Consider the following 16,544-nt stretch of genomic DNA (forward strand, 5'->3'; position numbering starts at 1 on the left):
CGCTGCAATCGGGTATACTCAGGCGGCAGTCCGGGATATCCAGGGAGAGTCAATTTGCGCGTCAGCCGCTCGTTAACAATTAAACAGATGGCAATGGTTGCGGCCGTTGTCATGGTGTTTGTTTTTGTCTTTTGCACCGTTTTGTTGTTCCATCTGGTACAGCAGAACCGCTACAACACGGCTACGCAACTGGAAAGTATCGCGCGATCTGTTCGGGAACCTCTTTCTTCCGCGATTTTAAAAGCGGATCTCCCCGGCGCGGAAACCATTCTGGAAAGTATTAAACCTGCGGGCGTGGTGAGTCGCGCCGATGTGGTATTGCCGAATCAGTTCCAGGCGTTGCGTAAGCGCTTCATTCCTGAACGCCCCGTCCCGGTTATGGTGACGCGTCTCTTCGAACTGCCGGTACAAATTTCTTTACCGGTTTATTCGCTGGAGCGTCCCGCCAATCCGCAACCGCTGGCCTACCTTGTATTGCAGGCGGATTCGTACCGTATGTACAAGTTCGTCATGAGCGCGCTCTCTACGTTAGTGACCATTTACTTACTTCTATCGCTGATCCTGACGGTGGCCATCGCCTGGTGCGTAAACCGCCTGATTGTGCATCCGCTGCGCAAAATCGCCCGCGAGCTGAACGACATTCCGCAGCAGGAGCTGATCGGACATCAGCTGGCGTTGCCGCGTCTGCATCAGGATGATGAAATTGGAATGCTGGTGCGCAGCTATAACCTCAACCAGCAGCTTATGCAGCGTCAACGCGAGGAGCAAACGGACAATGCGATGCGTTTTCCGGTTTCCGAGCTGCCCAATAAAGCCTTTTTAATGGCGCTGCTGGAACAGGTTATCACCCGCCAACAGACCACCGCGCTTATCATCGTGACGTGCGAAACGTTGCGTGACACGGCAGGCGTGCTGCAAGAAACGCAGCGGGAGATTCTATTACTGACGCTGGTTGAGAAGCTGAAGTCGGTGCTGGCGCCGCGCATGGTGCTTACGCAGGTCAGCGGGTATGACTTCGCCATTATCGCCCACGGCGTTAAAGAGCCGTGGCACGCCATTACATTAGGTCAGCAAATACTCACTATCATTAATGAACGACTGCCCATCCAGGGTATTCAACTGCGCCCAAGCTGCAGTATTGGCATTGCGATGTATTATGGCGATCTGACCGCCGAAGAGCTCTATGGTCGCGCCGTCTCCGCCGCGTTTACCGCGCGCCGAAAAGGTAAAAATCAAATCCAGTTCTTTGACCCGGCGCAGATGGAGGCCGCTCAACAGCGCCTTACCGAAGAGAGCGATATCCTTACCGCGCTGGATAACCATCAGTTTGCCATTTGGCTGCAGCCGCAGGTCGAGATGCGCAGCGGCAACGTATTAAGCGCCGAAGCCTTATTACGTATGCAGCAGCCGGACGGTAGCTGGGAATTACCGGAGGGGCTGATTGAGCGCATTGAATCCTGCGGCCTGATGGTCACGGTGGGCCATTGGGTGCTGGAAGAGTCCTGTCGCCAGCTTGCTGCCTGGCAGGAGCGCGGCGTGACATTGCCGCTCTCCGTCAATCTTTCCGCGTTACAGCTCATGCACCCTGGCATGGTGTCGGAGCTGCTGGAATTGTTAAACCGCTATCGTATTCAACCGGGTACGCTGATTCTTGAGGTCACTGAAAGCCGCCGTATCGACGATCCGCACGCTGCCGTCGCTATCTTACGTCCGTTACGTAATGCTGGCGTGCGTATCGCACTGGATGATTTTGGCATGGGTTACGCGGGGCTGCGCCAGTTACAGCATATGAAGTCGCTACCGGTCGATATCCTTAAAATTGATAAAATGTTTGTCGATGGGTTACCGGATGATCACAGTATGGTGACGGCGATTATTCTGATGGCCCGCAGTCTTAATTTACAATTGATTGCCGAGGGCGTGGAGAACGAGGCGCAACGCGCGTGGCTGGAACAGGCGGGAGTCAACGTCGCGCAAGGCTTCCTGTTTGCTCGGCCCGTTCCCGCGGATATCTTTGAAGAACGGTATCTGTCGCACGAAAATCCTGATTACAAAAGTTAAAAAAGGTCGCGCTTGTGCGAGCCAGCTCAAACTTTTTAACATTTTTGTTTCAATTATGATCCTGGCGCATTTCTGTCATGTTGTGTGGGTGTTATTTTAAGGCCGCAGGTTACTCATAACCTTACAAGACCTGTGGTTTTTACTTCAAGGACACCCTATGAAAACCTCTCTGTTCAAAAGTCTTTATTTTCAGGTCCTGACAGCAATCGCCATTGGTATTCTCCTTGGCCATTACTATCCTGAACTGGGCGCACAAATGAAACCGCTTGGCGACGCGTTCGTTAAGCTCATTAAGATGATCATCGCTCCTGTCATTTTCTGTACTGTCGTGACGGGCATCGCAGGCATGGAAAGCATGAAGGCGGTGGGGCGTACCGGCGCGGTCGCGCTGCTTTACTTTGAAATTGTCAGTACGATTGCGCTGATTATCGGTCTTATCATCGTCAACGTTGTGCAACCTGGCGCCGGGATGAACGTCGATCCGGCAACGCTGGATGCGCAGGCGGTGGCCGTTTATGCCGCACAAGCCAAGGAGCAGGGCATTATTGCCTTCCTGATGGATGTCATACCGGGCAGCGTGATCGGCGCGTTTGCCAGCGGCAACATTCTGCAGGTCTTACTGTTTGCGGTGTTGTTTGGTTTTGCGCTGCACCGTTTGGGCAGCAAAGGCCAGCTCATTTTCAATGTGATTGAGAGTTTTTCGCAGGTCATTTTCGGCATCATCAATATGATCATGCGCCTGGCGCCGATTGGCGCATTCGGCGCGATGGCCTTCACCATCGGTAAATACGGCGTCGGTTCTCTGGTGCAACTGGGGCAGCTCATTATCTGCTTCTATATCACCTGTATTCTCTTCGTGGTGGTGGTGCTGGGGACGATTGCACGGGTAACGGGCTTTAGCATTTTTAAATTTATTCGCTATATCCGGGAAGAATTACTCATTGTGCTCGGCACCTCCTCTTCCGAGTCAGCGTTGCCGCGTATGCTCGATAAGATGGAAAAACTGGGGTGCCGTAAGTCGGTGGTAGGGCTGGTGATCCCGACGGGGTATTCGTTCAACCTCGATGGCACCTCTATCTACCTGACGATGGCGGCGGTGTTTATCGCCCAGGCGACCAACAGCCATATGGATATCTTCCACCAGATAACGCTGCTGGTCGTGCTGCTGCTATCGTCAAAAGGCGCTGCGGGCGTGACCGGAAGCGGCTTTATCGTGCTGGCGGCCACTATCTCCGCCGTAGGCCATTTACCGGTTGCGGGCCTGGCGTTAATCCTCGGTATCGACCGCTTTATGTCCGAAGCGCGCGCGCTGACTAACCTGGTGGGTAACGGCGTGGCGACGGTGGTGGTTGCCAAATGGGTGAAAGAGTTAGATCACCAAAAGCTGGACGATGTGCTTAATAATCGTGCGCCGGATGGCAAAACGCACGAAATTTCCTCCTAATCTCGCCACTTATGCCCGTAGTCCCTTCCAGGACTGCGGGTGTTTGCGCATAATTGACCCCTGCGCCCAAAGCATACAGCATGATGCTTAGGGATTATTTCACTTCTTCCGTGACATTTTTAGGTTCTCGCGGTCTAACACGAAGTGTTTTTACGTCATATTCAGGCATCCCTGCCGGGGCTGTCTTTTTATTACCAGGATTGTTGATCAGGGGTTCACATGCAGGGCACAAAAATTCGACTCTTAGCGGGCAGTCTGTTGATGTTGGCCTCTGCCGGCTATGTGCAGGCAGATGCGCTCCAGCCCGATCCGGCATGGCAACAGGGGACGCTGGCTAATGGGTTACAGTGGCAAGTGTTGGCTACGCCTCAGCGCCCCAGCGATCGTATTGAAGTTCGTCTCCAGGTTAATACCGGTTCGCTCACCGAAAGTACTCAACAGAGCGGGTTCAGCCATGCGATTCCCCGTATCGCGCTAACGCAAAGCGGTGGTCTGGATGCCGCACAGGCACGTTCTTTATGGCAGCAAGGGTTTGATCCGAAACGTCCCATGCCGCCCGTTATTGTTTCTTATGATTCCACGCTCTATAACCTCAGTTTACCCAATAACCGTAACGATCTGCTGAAAGAAGCGCTGACCTATCTGGCTAACGTCTCCGGTAAATTAACCATTACGCCAGAGACGGTGAATCATGCGTTAAGCAGCGAAGATATGGTTGCGACGTGGCCAGCAGATACTAAAGAGGGCTGGTGGCGTTATCGGCTGAAAGGATCGGCGTTATTGGGGCACGATCCCGCGGAACCGTTAAAGCAGCCAGTAGACGCAGCCAAAATTCAGGCTTTCTATGAAAAATGGTACACCCCGGATGCCATGACGCTGATTGTTGTCGGCAACATTGATGCGCGCTCCGTCGCCGAGCAGATCAATAAAACGTTCGGTACGCTGAAAGGTAAACGCGAAACGCCCGCCCCGGTGCCGACGCTTTCGCCGCTGCGGGCGGAATCAGTGAGCATTATGACCGATGCGGTGCGCCAGGATCGTCTCTCCATTATGTGGGATACGCCGTGGCAACCGATTCGCGAGTCGGCGGCGCTGTTGCGCTACTGGCAGGCGGATCTGGCGCGCGAAGCGCTGTTCTGGCATATCCAGCAAGAGCTTACTAAAAATAACGCGAAAGATATTGGTCTGGGGTTTGACTGCCGGGTTCTGTTCCTGCGCGCGCAGTGCGCCATCAACATTGAATCACCTAATGATAAGCTCAATACCAATTTGAGCCTGGTGGCGAATGAACTGGCGAAAGTACGCGATAAAGGTTTGTCGGAAGAGGAGTTTACTGCTCTGGTGGCGCAGAAAAATCTCGAATTGCAAAAGCTGTTCGCGACCTACGCGCGTACCGATACTGACATTTTGACTGGACAGCGTATGCGCTCGCTGCAGAATCAGGTGGTGGATATCGCGCCGGAGCAGTATCAGAAGCTGCGTCAGAATTTCCTCAACAGTCTGACCGTCGACATGCTCAATCAGAATCTACGTCAGCAGCTATCGCAGGAGATGGCATTAATTTTGCTGCAACCGCAAGGCGAGCCGGAATTTAACATGAAGGCGTTAAAGGCGACGTGGGATGAAATCATGGTCCCGACAACTGCCGCCGCTGTTGAAGCAGATGAGGCGCATCCGGAAGTGACGGAAACACCGGCGGCACAGTAAGCTGCCGCCTGTCGGCCCGGTAAGCGTAGCGCCACCGGGCAAGAGCAAATGACTTACTGCGGCATCGCGTCGTGCGGAATAATGGCCCCACGGTACTGAATCACCGTGCTGGCCGTCAGGTGTCCGCGCTTCGCGGCATCCGTCGCGCTGCCGCCCGTCAAACGAACGGCCAGATAACCGGCGCTGAAGGAGTCGCCTGCGGCAGTGGTGTCTATCACTTTCTCTTTCGGCAGTTTTACTGCCGGAACGTCAATGAGCGCCTCGCCCTGAATCGAGACCAGGCATGAGTCCGCCCCGCGTTTTACCACCACTTCCTGCACGCCTGCCGCATGGGTGCGGGCAATGACCTCTTCCACCGGTTGCTGACCCCATAGCGCGTCTTCATCGTCCAGTGTCAGGAAGGCGATATCAGTACATTCCAGCATCTTTTGATAGACCTGCTGCGTTTCTTCGCGACTTGTCCATAAACGCGGGCGATAGTTATTATCAAAAATGACTTTCCCGCCGTTGGCCCGGCATTCACGCAATAAAGACAACAGCTTATCACGGCTGGTTGGGCTTAAAATCGCGAGGCTAATGCCGCTCAGGTAGAGATAATCGAAGGTCGCCAGCGTCTCGCAGATAGCCGCTGACTGTTCGCTCTCCAGCCAGAATTTCGCTGCCGCTTCGTTACGCCAGTAGTAGAAGGTACGCTCGCCAGTGTCATCGGTTTCGATGTAATAGAGGCCTGGCAGGCGATTTTCCATCCGCTGCGTTAGCGAGGTATCCACATTTTCATGCTGCCACGCCTCCAGCATCTGTTGGCTGAAACTGTCGGTACCCAGCGCCGTCACATAGTGAACGGCCAGAGCGGCAGAATCGACCTGACGGGCAATATAAACGGAGGTATTCAGCGTGTCGCCGCCGAAGCCGCGCTGAACATCAGCGCCTTTCTGCGACAGCTCAATCATGCATTCGCCAATCACGGCAATCTTTTTAGACATAGTCGTGAACCTGATCTGTAAAAATTAGCGTTAGTGTGCGCTGTGGATGTTTAGTGGTCAATAATATTAAAACATCGGTCCATTATTTTTTTGAGCAAGTGCGTATTTTTGACAAGTTTCGGGGTCTGTTTTTATTTTGCCAGGGACCGAGGGTAAAGTTCTCTGCCTGAACGCCGATAACCTTTGACGAGTCCGGACAGTCACACTCCCATTAACAGGACAACTGAGATGATAAAGCAGGTTATCCAGCAGCTACGCGTTCCTGATGCAGGTATAGAGAATTTGCAGGAACGGCGCTATTGGCTGCAATGCGAGCGTGCCTATACTTACCAGCCGATATACCAGACGGATGGCCGTCTGATGGCGGTTGAACTTCTCACTGTCGTCACCCATCCTGATAACCCTTCCAGACGTATTGCCCCGGATCGTTATTTCGCGGAGTTAGCGGTTCGACACCGCATTGACGTAGTGAAAGAACAACTTCATCAGCTTGAACAAAAAGCGGATTTTTTCACTCGCCATCACTTATTGGCATCGGTCAATGTCGATGGCCCTACGCTAATTGCCATGCGACGACAGCCGGACATTCTGGCCGCGATGGAGCGCTTACCCTGGCTGCGTTTCGAACTGGTGGAACATATTCGTTTGCCGAAAGACTCCTCTTTCGCCTCGATGTGTGAGTTCGGCCCGCTGTGGCTGGATGATTTTGGTACTGGTATGGCCAATTTTTCAGCGCTGAGCGAAGTGCGTTATGACTACATTAAAGTGGCGCGCGAGCTGTTCGTCATGCTGCGTCAGTCCCCGGAGGGACGCAACCTGTTCACTCTGCTGCTGCAACTGATGAACCGCTACTGCCGCGGCGTTATTGTCGAGGGCGTGGAGACGCTGGAAGAGTGGCGTGATGTGCAGCGTTCGCCCGCCTTTGCCGCCCAGGGCTATTTTCTTTCTCGACCCGTGCCGCTGATATCGCTCGAAGAGGTGATTCTGACCCTGTAACGCCAGACTGTTCCCGTAATACATGGTATTACGAGGCGCGGTCATCCTCCTTTTTCGTCTGGCTGAACTATCTTTAGGACAGGCAAGGGAAGAAGTGAGGAAATAACACATGACTAAAGCAGGCAAAATAACCGCCGCCATCACAGGGACTTTCTTGTTGTTGATCGTCATAGTGATTTTGTTGATCGCAACATTTGACTGGAACCGCCTCAAACCGACCATCAACCAGAAAGTCTCTACCGAATTGAACCGGCCTTTCGCTATTCGCGGCGATTTAGGCGTGGTGTGGGAACGCCAAAAACAGGAGACTGGCTGGCGAAGCTGGGTACCGTGGCCGCATGTTCACGCGGAAGATGTCATTCTCGGCAATCCGCCGGATATTCCGGAAGTTACGATGGTACATCTGCCACGCGTTGAGGCGACGCTTGCTCCGCTGGCGCTCCTGACCAAAACCGTCTGGCTGCCGTGGATCAAACTGGTGAAACCCGACGCGCGTCTTATTCGTCTGTCCGAGAAAACCAATAACTGGACCTTTAACCTCGCGCAAGACAAGAATACGGACCCCAATGCTAAACCTTCCGCCTGGTCCTTCCGGCTGGATAATATTCTCTTCGACCAGGGGCGAATCGCGATCGATGATAAGGTCAGCAAGGCGGATATCACTATTCTGATCGATCCGTTAGGCAAACCGTTGCCGTTCAGCGAAGTGACGGGAACGAAAGGCAAAGCAGACAAATCCACCGTGGGCGACTATGTCTTCGGCCTGAAAGCGCAGGGGCGTTATAACGGGGAACCGTTGACCGGTACGGGCAAAATAGGCGGTATGCTGGCGCTACGCAGCGAAAGTACGCCTTTTCCTGTGCAGGCCGATTTCCGCTCTGGCAACACGCGGGTGGCTTTTAGCGGCGTGGTGAACGAGCCGATGAAAATGGGCGGCGTCGATCTGCGGCTTAAATTCTCTGGCGATTCACTGGGCGATTTATATGATTTAACCGGCGTGCTGCTGCCGGATACGCCGCCGTTTGAGACCGATGGGCGACTGGTGGCGAAAATTGACGCCGAAAAGTCATCTGTATTTGATTATCGCGGTTTTAACGGGCGCATTGGCGACAGTGATATCCACGGCTCCCTCACTTATACCACCGGTAAACCGCGCCCTAAACTGGAAGGCGATGTCGAATCGCGCCAGTTACGACTGGCCGATCTTGGGCCGCTGATTGGCGTGGATTCCGGGAAAGACGTTGAGCAGTCGAAACGGTCTGAACAGCGCAAAGGCGAGAAGAATGTTCAGCCGGCGGATAAAGTGTTGCCTTACGATCGCTTTGAAACCGACAAATGGGACGTTATGGACGCCGATGTCCGGTTTAAAGGCCGACGTATTGAGCATGGCGGCAGTCTACCGATTAGCGATCTTTCGACCCATATCATCCTGAAAAACGCCGACTTACGTCTACAGCCGCTGAAGTTTGGTCTGGCAGGCGGCAGTATTGTCTCCAACATCCATCTGGAAGGGGATAAAAAGCCAATGCAGGGGCGGGCGGATATACAGGCGCGTCGGCTGAAGCTTAAAGAACTGATGCCGGATGTGGAGCTGATGCAGAAAACGCTGGGCGAGCTGAACGGCGATGCGGATATTCGCGGGACGGGCAACTCGGTCGCCGCGCTGCTTGGCAACAGTAACGGCAATCTGAAATTATTGATGAATGATGGATTGATTAGCCGCAACCTGATGGAAATCGTGGGGCTGAACGTCGGCAACTATATTGTCGGGCAGATTTTTGGCGATGACGAAGTGCGGGTTAACTGCGCGGCGGCGAATCTCAATATTGCGAACGGCGTGGCGCGACCGCAAATTTTTGCTTTTGATACAGAAAATGCGTTGATTAACGTGACCGGTACGGCGAGCTTCGCCTCTGAACAGCTCGATTTAACCATTGATCCGGAAAGTAAAGGGATTCGTATTATTACGCTGCGATCGCCGCTGTACGTGCGCGGGACATTTAAAAATCCGCAGGCGGGCGTCAAGCCCGGCCCGCTGATTGCGCGCGGCGCGGTTGCGGCAGCGCTGGCGACGTTGGTAACGCCCGCCGCCGCGCTATTGGCGCTCATTTCGCCCTCTGAAGGCGAAGCCAATCAGTGCCGGACGATTTTAACGCAGATGAAGCAGTAACGTGAAACGTAGCGCCGGATGATGCCATCCGGCGCCCTATTACAACGCCTGATGACGCGTCTCATGGGTTAACAGCAGTGCAATCAGCGTCAGCGCCGCCATTGACGCCAGGTAAACCCCTACCGCCGCCAGCCCGTAGTGGCTTTGCAGCCATGCGGCAATATACGGCGCGACGGAAGCGCCCAGAATCGATGACACATTGTAGGAAAACGATGCGCCGGTATAGCGCACTTCCGTCGGAAATAGCTCCGGCAGCAGCGCTCCCATTGGGCCGAAGGTCAGCCCCATCAGGCTCAGGCCCAACAACAGGAACACGAATACCAGCGCTGGATTGCCTGAACCCAGCAGCGGGGTAAAGGCGAACAACGCGAAGAGAATGATGAGCGTGGTAATGATGACCATGCTTTTCCGACGGCCAAATGCGTCCGCCAGCAGGCCGGCGACGGGCACCATCACGCCAAAACCAATCACCGCCATCATCAGCATCCACAGTATTTCATTGCGCGGCAAGCCAAGCCCCACCGGCGCGGCGGCAGTGCTGTAAGTCATGGAATAGACGGTCATGATATAGAACAGCGTGTAGGTCGCCAGCATGATAAACGTGCCGAGAATGGTTACGCGGACATGCTTCGTCAGCAACGTGCCCAGCGGTATTTTTACCTGTTTTTTCGCTGCGGCGACTTTCGCAAACACCGGCGTTTCATGCAGCGACACGCGCACATACAGGCCGATAATCACCAGCACCGCCGAGAAGATAAACGGCACGCGCCAGCCCCAGCTCATAAACTGCTCGTCGGTCAGCAGCCAGGAGAGCAACAGGAAGGTGCCATTGGCAAAGAAGAAGCCGATCGGCGCGCCCAACTGCGGGAAGGAGCCATACAGCGCGCGTTTGCGCGGCGGCGCATTCTCCGTCGCTAATAACGCCGCGCCGCCCCATTCGCCGCCCAGCCCCAGTCCCTGACCGAAACGCGCCAGCGCCAGCAGCAGCGGCGCGAAAATACCTATCGTCGCGTAGCCCGGTAACAGACCGATAATAACCGTGGAGATCCCCATCGTCAGCAGCGAAGCCACCAGCGTGACTTTGCGGCCTACCCGGTCGCCGAAGTGGCCGAATAGCGCAGAGCCAATCGGACGCGCCACAAACGCGATAGCGAAGGTGGCGAGCGATTGTAGCGTTGCCGCAGTGGGATCGCCCTGGGGGAAGAAGATAAGGGGGAACACGATCACCGCAGCGGTGGCGTAAATATAGAAGTCGAAGAACTCAATCGCGGTGCCGATAAGCGAGGCAATAACGACTTTATTGCGTGAGTTTACCGGAACATGTTCCTGCTCATGGTCGAGTGTTGTGGCGGTTGCTTGCATACTATTTTCTTATTTTTAGCGAACGAATAGCCATATTACGCACAGCAAAAGTTATATTTCAATGTGTAACAAAAGCTAAAAATGGTCAAAAAAAGCGCAAAAAGGGGATAATGTTTAAGCCAGCCATTTTGCGTCTATGAAATGCTTCACATAATTTTAGAATTGGTGGATAAAACTGGTTTCTGGTTAAATAAAAGTTAATTACTGGATTTATATGCTGAAACAATGAGATGAGGCGGAAGGACGTGCCTGATTGTACCGCCGGGTACGCTTTGCTTGCCCGGCCTGGATCTACACATCAGTAGGCCGAATGACGACGCCGTGCGTGCCATTCGGCAGCAAGCCGCAGACTAGCGTTGCGTTTTACCCGGCATTCGCGGGTCGTCCTTGTATTCGGCGGTGGCTATCCAGGCCGCGCAGAATAACGTCAGGCGGGCAAAAAAGTAGAAGAATGCCATCAGACCGAGTACGGAGCCAAACGCCGCGCCGGAAGGCGATTTCACCAGTGACGGCAGCGTATAAGTCATAATGATTTTAATCACCTCAAAACCGATAGCGGCAATAAATGTGCCGCGAATCAGCGCTTTTTTACGGGGACGATGGCGAGGCAGTCGCCAGAAAATCCAGAAGAAAAGCAGATAGTTGGCAAAAATAGAGATGGCCAGACCGATCAAATGCCAGGCCGGTTTTAACCATTCGATGCTGTCGAGATACAAGGCGGAGATGATCATCTGCTGGGCGGAACCGGCGATGGAAGTAATGGACAGCGTAATGATTAAAGCGATTAATAATCCAATCAGCGAGATAAAATCGCGCAGATATTTGAGCCAGATTTTCTCCTGATCCTGCGGCTTGCGCTCCCAGACGTCCCGTGACTGGGCGCGAATCGCTTCCCGCAGGTTGCCCATCCAGTTAACGCCAGAATAGAGCGCGATACCCAGTCCGACCAGCCCTACCGTGGTACGCTGTTGAACCGCCGTATTAATCGTATTTTTAAGCGTGGACGCCAGCGTAGGATCGCTCACATTCATCAATATCTTGCTGAAAATATCTTCCAGTAGATTAGGGTGCGAGGCGAGGATAAAACCTGCCGCGGCAAAGGACACCATCATTATCGGGATCATCGACAGAAACGAAAAGTAGGTGATAGCCGCGCCAAACTGATTACCCAGTCGATCGTTAAAACGTTCGGTCGCGCGAATGAGGTGGGCCACCATTGGTTGACGCTGAATTTTTTGCATCAGGGAGGTGACGGAATGCAACGCCTGATTTGCCTTTTCGTTTTTTTCCGGGGCGTCATGCGGCTGCGTTTCTATTTTTTGTATCGGGTCGTGCTCCAGTTCCTGAATAGGGCGTTTTACGTCATTTTCCTGCGTCATCAGGTCGGTAGTCCTTCATCATTAATAGAATATGTCAGTATAGCTTCTCCCCGGTGGATGCTGAAAATGCGGCTACTCTGCGGCCTCTTTAATGGTTTCAGTCAGCCATACCATAAACAGGTGTACCCGGCGGGAAAGATTACGGCGATGGGGATAATGCAGCGTCACCGGCAGTGGAGCGGCGCGATATTGCGGTAAAATTTCAATGAGCGTTCCGGCGCGTAACGCCTCCCGTACAGCAATGCGCGGCGTCTGAATGATCCCTAATCCTGCCAGACAGGCCGTATGCCAGGTCTCCGTACTGTTTACCGTTAGCATTCCGCCGGTTTTTACCCACTGCATACCGTGGGGAGTTTCAAAGGCAAAACCCGGTGAAGAAACTCCCGGGGTCAATGAATAATGCACCACCGCATGTGAGGCGAGATCGTCAAGGTTTTCTGGATACCCAAAGCGCGCCAGGTATTGTGGGCTGGCGCAGTTCACTCTTCTCAGTTTGCCAAGCGGGCGCGTCAGTATCCCTGGCGCATGTAGCGGCTCTGTACGCACCACGCAGTCGAAATCTTCCCGTAGTAAATCGACCTGTCGATCGCTACTACAAAGTTCCAGCGCAATGCCGGGATACTGATGCAAAAAAGTGGGCAGGCGCGGCATGATAAGGCTGTTTGCGAGACATGGCGGTATATCTACCCGTATTTTGCCGCTGATACTGGCGGGATCAGGCTGGAAAAGACCCTCCAGTTCATCCAGGTTACTCAACAGATCTTTTGCCCGTTCGTAGTAAACCATTCCGTCCTGAGTAAGCTGTACCCGCCGGGTGGTGCGGTGGAGCAGGCGGATGCCCAGTTGATGTTCTAACGCTTGTATTTGCCGTGAGACGCTGCCTTTGGGAAGGCCGATATCCTCTGCTGCGCGGGAAAAACTTTCCCGTTCCGCCACGCGTACAAACAATTTCATTGCATATATTTTATCCATCATCAGGCTCTATTATTGTTTTTATTGAAACAGTGACGCTGAAGCGGCTGGTTTTATTGATTTTCTAGCATCTAATAAGCCCTTTCGCAATCATTGCTCGCGTGACGAATACGTCTGATCGTGTTGCGCGGCGGATTTATCGCCTTCCGGCCAGGCTTTTTAGCGCCAAAAAGCCGATAAACGGGACGAGAGCGGTAAAACACGCTGATAGCCGCGGGTGTAGTGGGAGAGAGAAATGCATGTACATACACGGTATTGTCATTGACCCATCGTCGCGGTTTTCAGGCGGATTGGCTATTTTTTAACAAAATGTGCTACTTTATTTTTTGTAACACATCAGGTGAAAAGCAGATATTTCCTTTGTGACGCGCCAGGCGTACTCTTCATTAAATTAATATTCAAATTAGCCTTGGCTGTTCGCGCTAATAAGATATTCCTTACTTTAAAAGGCTAATTTTAGCGAATTCTGTAATCCCGATGTTGAAGCTGTAAATATTCATAACCTTTCCCTTCCTCAACCAATGACTATCGGTAAAATGGCCTATACCAAATGGCGACTTCTTATTTTACCCTACGGGTAATACCCTTCCTCATCTTGAGACTATTATCTTACCCAGGTGGAGAAAAGTAATGCAGGTAATCATGTTTGACAGGCAGTCAATATTTATTCATGGAATGAAAATCAGTTTGCAGCAGCACATTCCAGGAATAAGTATCCAGAGTGTCGGTCAGGCAGAAGAACTCTGGCAAAAAATAGAAAGCGCGCCGGATGCGCTGGTCATGCTGGATAGCGGCCTGGATGCTGAATTTTGCCGCGAGGTGTTACAAAGAATCGCGCAGCAATTTCCGGAGGTGAAGATTATTATCACGGCGATGGATGGCAGTCAAAAGTGGCTGCATGAAGTCATGCAATTTAACGTTCAGGCCGTGGTGCCACGCGATTCTGATGCCGAAACCTTTGTCCTTGCGCTCAATGCTGTCGCTCGCGGGATGATGTTTTTACCGGGGGATTGGTTAAATTCAACGGAGCTGGAGTCCCGTGATATAAAAGCGTTAAGCGCCCGCCAGCGGGAAATTTTACAGATGCTTGCCGCAGGAGAATCAAATAAACAAATTGGGCGGGCGTTAAATATTAGTACCGGGACGGTTAAAGCGCATCTGGAGTCGCTTTACCGGCGGCTGGATGTAAAAAATCGTACCCAGGCCGCCATGATGTTAAATGAATCGAATTAGCGACGTTAAATTCGCAGTCCGCTTATTTCTGGCTGTGAAATATCACCCGTATTGATTAATGATAAAAAACGCTGATGTCCGATGCTGAACATCAGCGCAATAAGCGTTTCGCGTTGAAACCAATCGTTAAGTTCCGGCAAACAATTCTGTAGCAGCATATCGCAGCTATTGAGGTCATCCAGCAAGAATGCCTCCGCCTGGTCGGGCGTAATGAACGTCAGCGTCTCATCCGGCGTCAACATATGCCCGTAACCAATCACCCAGTTACCCTGCCGATCGCGATACTTTTCCAGCGACAGACCCTGCCACTGTTTAATAAACGCGATGCAGGCGGAGCTAAAGCGAGATGAAATGTGCGGCATGGCATCTTTCTCATAAAAAGCGCGATTATAAAGTGTGCTGCACGCGTGGCTAGCGGTCAGACGGCCAAACGCAGGCAGGGAAAAGGTCTATGCCGTTCAGCGTCACGCCGCGTTGACAGAATGAAAAACTGATGTTTTTGGTTAGTAACCGATCTTCTTATAAATTTGCAATCATTAAGATTAAGTCACTGAAATGTGGCTAAATCTGTTATATCTATGAAAAAACATAATTAAAAGAAAACGAAGATCTCGTCGCGGGATCGTCTTTTTAGGGAAGATAATGACGAATAGCGCTTCGCAGGCGACACGCGCGCCTTTTGAACATAGCCTGGGGATTATCCGCCAGGCATCAATAGAAATCCTGCTGCTGCTGGGTATTCATACCACAGAGGGAAAAGAGCCCCGGTGGTTCATGGAACAACTTGAGCAGGCGCGTCTTAACCTGGGCGGTTGGGGCGCGGTGGCGAAAAAATTGCGGATAAATGACGCGCAGTTGAGCCAGTTTATGCTGCAACTGCGTCACCTTCAGCAGCATGTTCCCCACTATGACAGCGGGCAAGAGGTGAGCGAAAATCAACTCCTTGCCGCGTTGCGTTTTGTCACCTCGCTGGAACATCTACGTCAGCAGCAGCCGCTACTGACGTATCAAACTGAGCTGGAAGACCCCGACCAGGAGGCGCATCTTGAGGCGCAGCGTCAGCTTCGGGCGATAGAACTGACGTTAAAAGCGCTTATTGCGCGCGCATGGCCGGATCGGGCGTCGCTGAATCACTACCTCAAGCAACATTTTGGCCCGGACCGTTTGCGCCAGTGGTTAAAACAGGGAGAAGATCAACATGCGCTGGAGGGCATGTTGTTCAGCGAACTGGCGCTTATGGTGGTTGATAAAAAATTGTTTGCCCGTCATTACGTCGTCATTTTTAATGACGCCTCAGCGTTAACGCTGTTCGCCGAGTCGCGCACCACTCTGCGTATGTTTCTGGATGATTGCCGCCTCGCGCGAAACGAGGTTATCGCCAGGCAGCCGCTCACCTCAGCGCAGCTTATGCTGCTAAACGTTCAGTATCAGCAAATCGTTCGGCCCATCCAGCGCGCCTATGCCGAAAAACGTACCCGCGTGAATCCCGCTTCGTTTCTGCTGGCGGATGAACGTGAATTGCGCCAGTTCTGGGAAACCGCGCGGCTTAAAGATCGGCAGGCCGGGGGAGATAAGCATGAGATTAGCGAGAGCATAGAACCACCGCGTAAGCGGCCTCCGCGTACGCCTGAAGAGCGTGAGCAACTTATTTCCGGCACTTTGTGGGCCGGGGTTGGCGTCATGACGCTGGCGATACTGGCGGGCGCGTTCTGGCTATTTAGTTCGTCGTCGCCAGGCTCCGATAACGGGCAAGCGCCCGCAATGGCGCAGGATGAACCGCCGCGCGAGGCGCCTTCCGCGCGGGAAACGCTCAATCATATGGGGATTACCTGGGATGCGTTTACCATGCGGGCGGCGATAGAGCGCAATGATACGCGGGTGACGGCGCTGTTCCTCCAGGGCGGAATGAACTGGCAGCTCGCGTGGACGGAGCAGGCGTTTGCGGCAGGACATACCGAGGTGCTGCAACTGTTGTTGCGTTATCCCGCGCTGATGGATGAGGTCAAACCCTGCCGACGATTTATCACAACGTTAAGTCATGACATGTCGAGCGGCGCGCCGCTGACCGCGATGCATAAAACCTATTTGCAAACGTTTTGCACCGTTCCGGCTGTTGTGACGCGCCAGCAGCACGATACGGAGCAGGCCCGATTGCGCGCTCAGGCCCGGCCCAGCGCAGACAATAAAAAATGGCTGAAAATTCAGTCAGCCATTTATGATGCGATTCACTGAGGCCG

General features: G+C 53.0%; 12 protein-coding genes. 7 read left to right on the top strand and 5 right to left on the bottom strand.

Going from position 1 to position 16,544, the window contains the following annotated elements:
* The first annotated feature begins 54 nt into the window (after positions 1-54).
* The 3 genes from hmsP to NBA72_RS09000 all read left to right on the top strand — a co-directional run bounded on the left by hmsP (position 55) and on the right by NBA72_RS09000 (position 5,212).
* Positions 55-2,061 (top strand): biofilm formation regulator HmsP, encoded by a 2,007-nt coding sequence (gene hmsP / locus NBA72_RS08990; protein WP_001266362.1) that lies wholly within the window; start codon positions 55-57, stop codon positions 2,059-2,061.
* 157 nt (positions 2,062-2,218) lie between these two features.
* Positions 2,219-3,505: a C4-dicarboxylate transporter DctC gene (gene dctA, locus NBA72_RS08995; protein WP_000858228.1), complete on the top strand. Its 1,287-nt coding sequence runs from the start codon at positions 2,219-2,221 to the stop codon at positions 3,503-3,505.
* A gap of 219 nt (positions 3,506-3,724) precedes the next feature.
* Positions 3,725-5,212, top strand: a complete 1,488-nt coding sequence (locus tag NBA72_RS09000) for a M16 family metallopeptidase (protein WP_001163182.1) — start codon at positions 3,725-3,727, stop codon at positions 5,210-5,212.
* 53 nt (positions 5,213-5,265) lie between these two features.
* On the opposite strand, the gene NBA72_RS09005 is transcribed toward NBA72_RS09000, so the two are convergent.
* The gene (locus NBA72_RS09005) at positions 5,266-6,195 is read right to left on the bottom strand and encodes a sugar kinase (RefSeq protein ID WP_000037583.1); all 930 of its coding nucleotides are present in this window, start codon (positions 6,193-6,195) and stop codon (positions 5,266-5,268) included.
* Between the two features lie 228 nt (positions 6,196-6,423).
* On the opposite strand from NBA72_RS09005, the gene pdeH reads away from it, so the two are divergent.
* Together pdeH and NBA72_RS09015 are read left to right on the top strand one after the other, a co-directional pair.
* A complete protein-coding gene (pdeH, locus tag NBA72_RS09010) occupies positions 6,424-7,191 on the top strand; it encodes a cyclic-guanylate-specific phosphodiesterase (RefSeq protein ID WP_000595626.1) in 768 nt (255 codons plus the stop codon).
* A gap of 109 nt (positions 7,192-7,300) precedes the next feature.
* Positions 7,301-9,361 carry an AsmA family protein gene (locus tag NBA72_RS09015; RefSeq protein WP_017441623.1) on the top strand — a complete coding sequence of 687 codons (2,061 nt, stop codon included), beginning with the start codon at positions 7,301-7,303 and terminating at the stop codon, positions 9,359-9,361.
* Between the two features lie 39 nt (positions 9,362-9,400).
* On the opposite strand, the gene NBA72_RS09020 is transcribed toward NBA72_RS09015, so the two are convergent.
* The 3 genes from NBA72_RS09020 to NBA72_RS09030 form a co-directional block, all read right to left on the bottom strand.
* Positions 9,401-10,723 (bottom strand): MFS transporter, encoded by a 1,323-nt coding sequence (locus NBA72_RS09020; RefSeq protein WP_001148981.1) that lies wholly within the window; start codon positions 10,721-10,723, stop codon positions 9,401-9,403.
* Positions 10,724-11,073: 350 nt separating this feature from the next.
* On the bottom strand, positions 11,074-12,102 hold the full coding sequence (yhjD, locus tag NBA72_RS09025; protein WP_000191228.1) for an inner membrane protein YhjD: 1,029 nt from the start codon (positions 12,100-12,102) through the stop codon (positions 11,074-11,076).
* A gap of 72 nt (positions 12,103-12,174) precedes the next feature.
* Entirely contained in the window at positions 12,175-13,074 is a 900-nt protein-coding gene (locus NBA72_RS09030) for a LysR family transcriptional regulator (RefSeq protein ID WP_000358046.1), read from the bottom strand.
* 630 nt (positions 13,075-13,704) lie between these two features.
* On the opposite strand from NBA72_RS09030, the gene NBA72_RS09035 reads away from it, so the two are divergent.
* Positions 13,705-14,307, top strand: coding sequence for a response regulator transcription factor (locus NBA72_RS09035; RefSeq protein WP_001196081.1), 603 nt, complete (start codon positions 13,705-13,707; stop codon positions 14,305-14,307).
* 5 nt (positions 14,308-14,312) lie between these two features.
* Here NBA72_RS09035 and NBA72_RS09040 read toward each other — a convergent pair whose 3' ends face one another.
* Positions 14,313-14,669 carry a glycoside hydrolase family protein gene (locus NBA72_RS09040; RefSeq protein WP_042948489.1) on the bottom strand — a complete coding sequence of 119 codons (357 nt, stop codon included), beginning with the start codon at positions 14,667-14,669 and terminating at the stop codon, positions 14,313-14,315.
* Positions 14,670-14,949: 280 nt separating this feature from the next.
* On the opposite strand from NBA72_RS09040, the gene NBA72_RS09045 reads away from it, so the two are divergent.
* Positions 14,950-16,539, top strand: a complete 1,590-nt coding sequence (locus NBA72_RS09045) for an STY4199 family HEPN domain-containing protein (protein WP_042948488.1) — start codon at positions 14,950-14,952, stop codon at positions 16,537-16,539.
* Positions 16,540-16,544 lie beyond the last annotated feature (5 nt).

This window comes from Salmonella sp. NW1250, assembly GCF_051812965.1.
Classification (GTDB): Bacteria; Pseudomonadota; Gammaproteobacteria; order Enterobacterales; family Enterobacteriaceae; genus Salmonella; species Salmonella enterica.

Bases quoted from the DNA above. Each gene is read 5' to 3' on its own strand.
- dctA (WP_000858228.1), top strand. From the start codon at position 2,219: ATGAAAACCTCTCTGTTCAAAAGTCTTTATTTTCAGGTCCTGACAGCA.
- NBA72_RS09000 (WP_001163182.1), top strand. From the start codon at position 3,725: ATGCAGGGCACAAAAATTCGACTCTTAGCGGGCAGTCTGTTGATGTTG.
- NBA72_RS09005 (WP_000037583.1), bottom strand. From the start codon at position 6,195: ATGTCTAAAAAGATTGCCGTGATTGGCGAATGCATGATTGAGCTGTCG.
- pdeH (WP_000595626.1), top strand. From the start codon at position 6,424: ATGATAAAGCAGGTTATCCAGCAGCTACGCGTTCCTGATGCAGGTATA.
- NBA72_RS09015 (WP_017441623.1), top strand. From the start codon at position 7,301: ATGACTAAAGCAGGCAAAATAACCGCCGCCATCACAGGGACTTTCTTG.
- NBA72_RS09020 (WP_001148981.1), bottom strand. From the start codon at position 10,723: ATGCAAGCAACCGCCACAACACTCGACCATGAGCAGGAACATGTTCCG.
- yhjD (WP_000191228.1), bottom strand. From the start codon at position 12,102: ATGACGCAGGAAAATGACGTAAAACGCCCTATTCAGGAACTGGAGCAC.
- NBA72_RS09030 (WP_000358046.1), bottom strand. From the start codon at position 13,074: ATGGATAAAATATATGCAATGAAATTGTTTGTACGCGTGGCGGAACGG.
- NBA72_RS09035 (WP_001196081.1), top strand. From the start codon at position 13,705: ATGCAGGTAATCATGTTTGACAGGCAGTCAATATTTATTCATGGAATG.
- NBA72_RS09040 (WP_042948489.1), bottom strand. From the start codon at position 14,669: ATGCCGCACATTTCATCTCGCTTTAGCTCCGCCTGCATCGCGTTTATT.
- NBA72_RS09045 (WP_042948488.1), top strand. From the start codon at position 14,950: ATGACGAATAGCGCTTCGCAGGCGACACGCGCGCCTTTTGAACATAGC.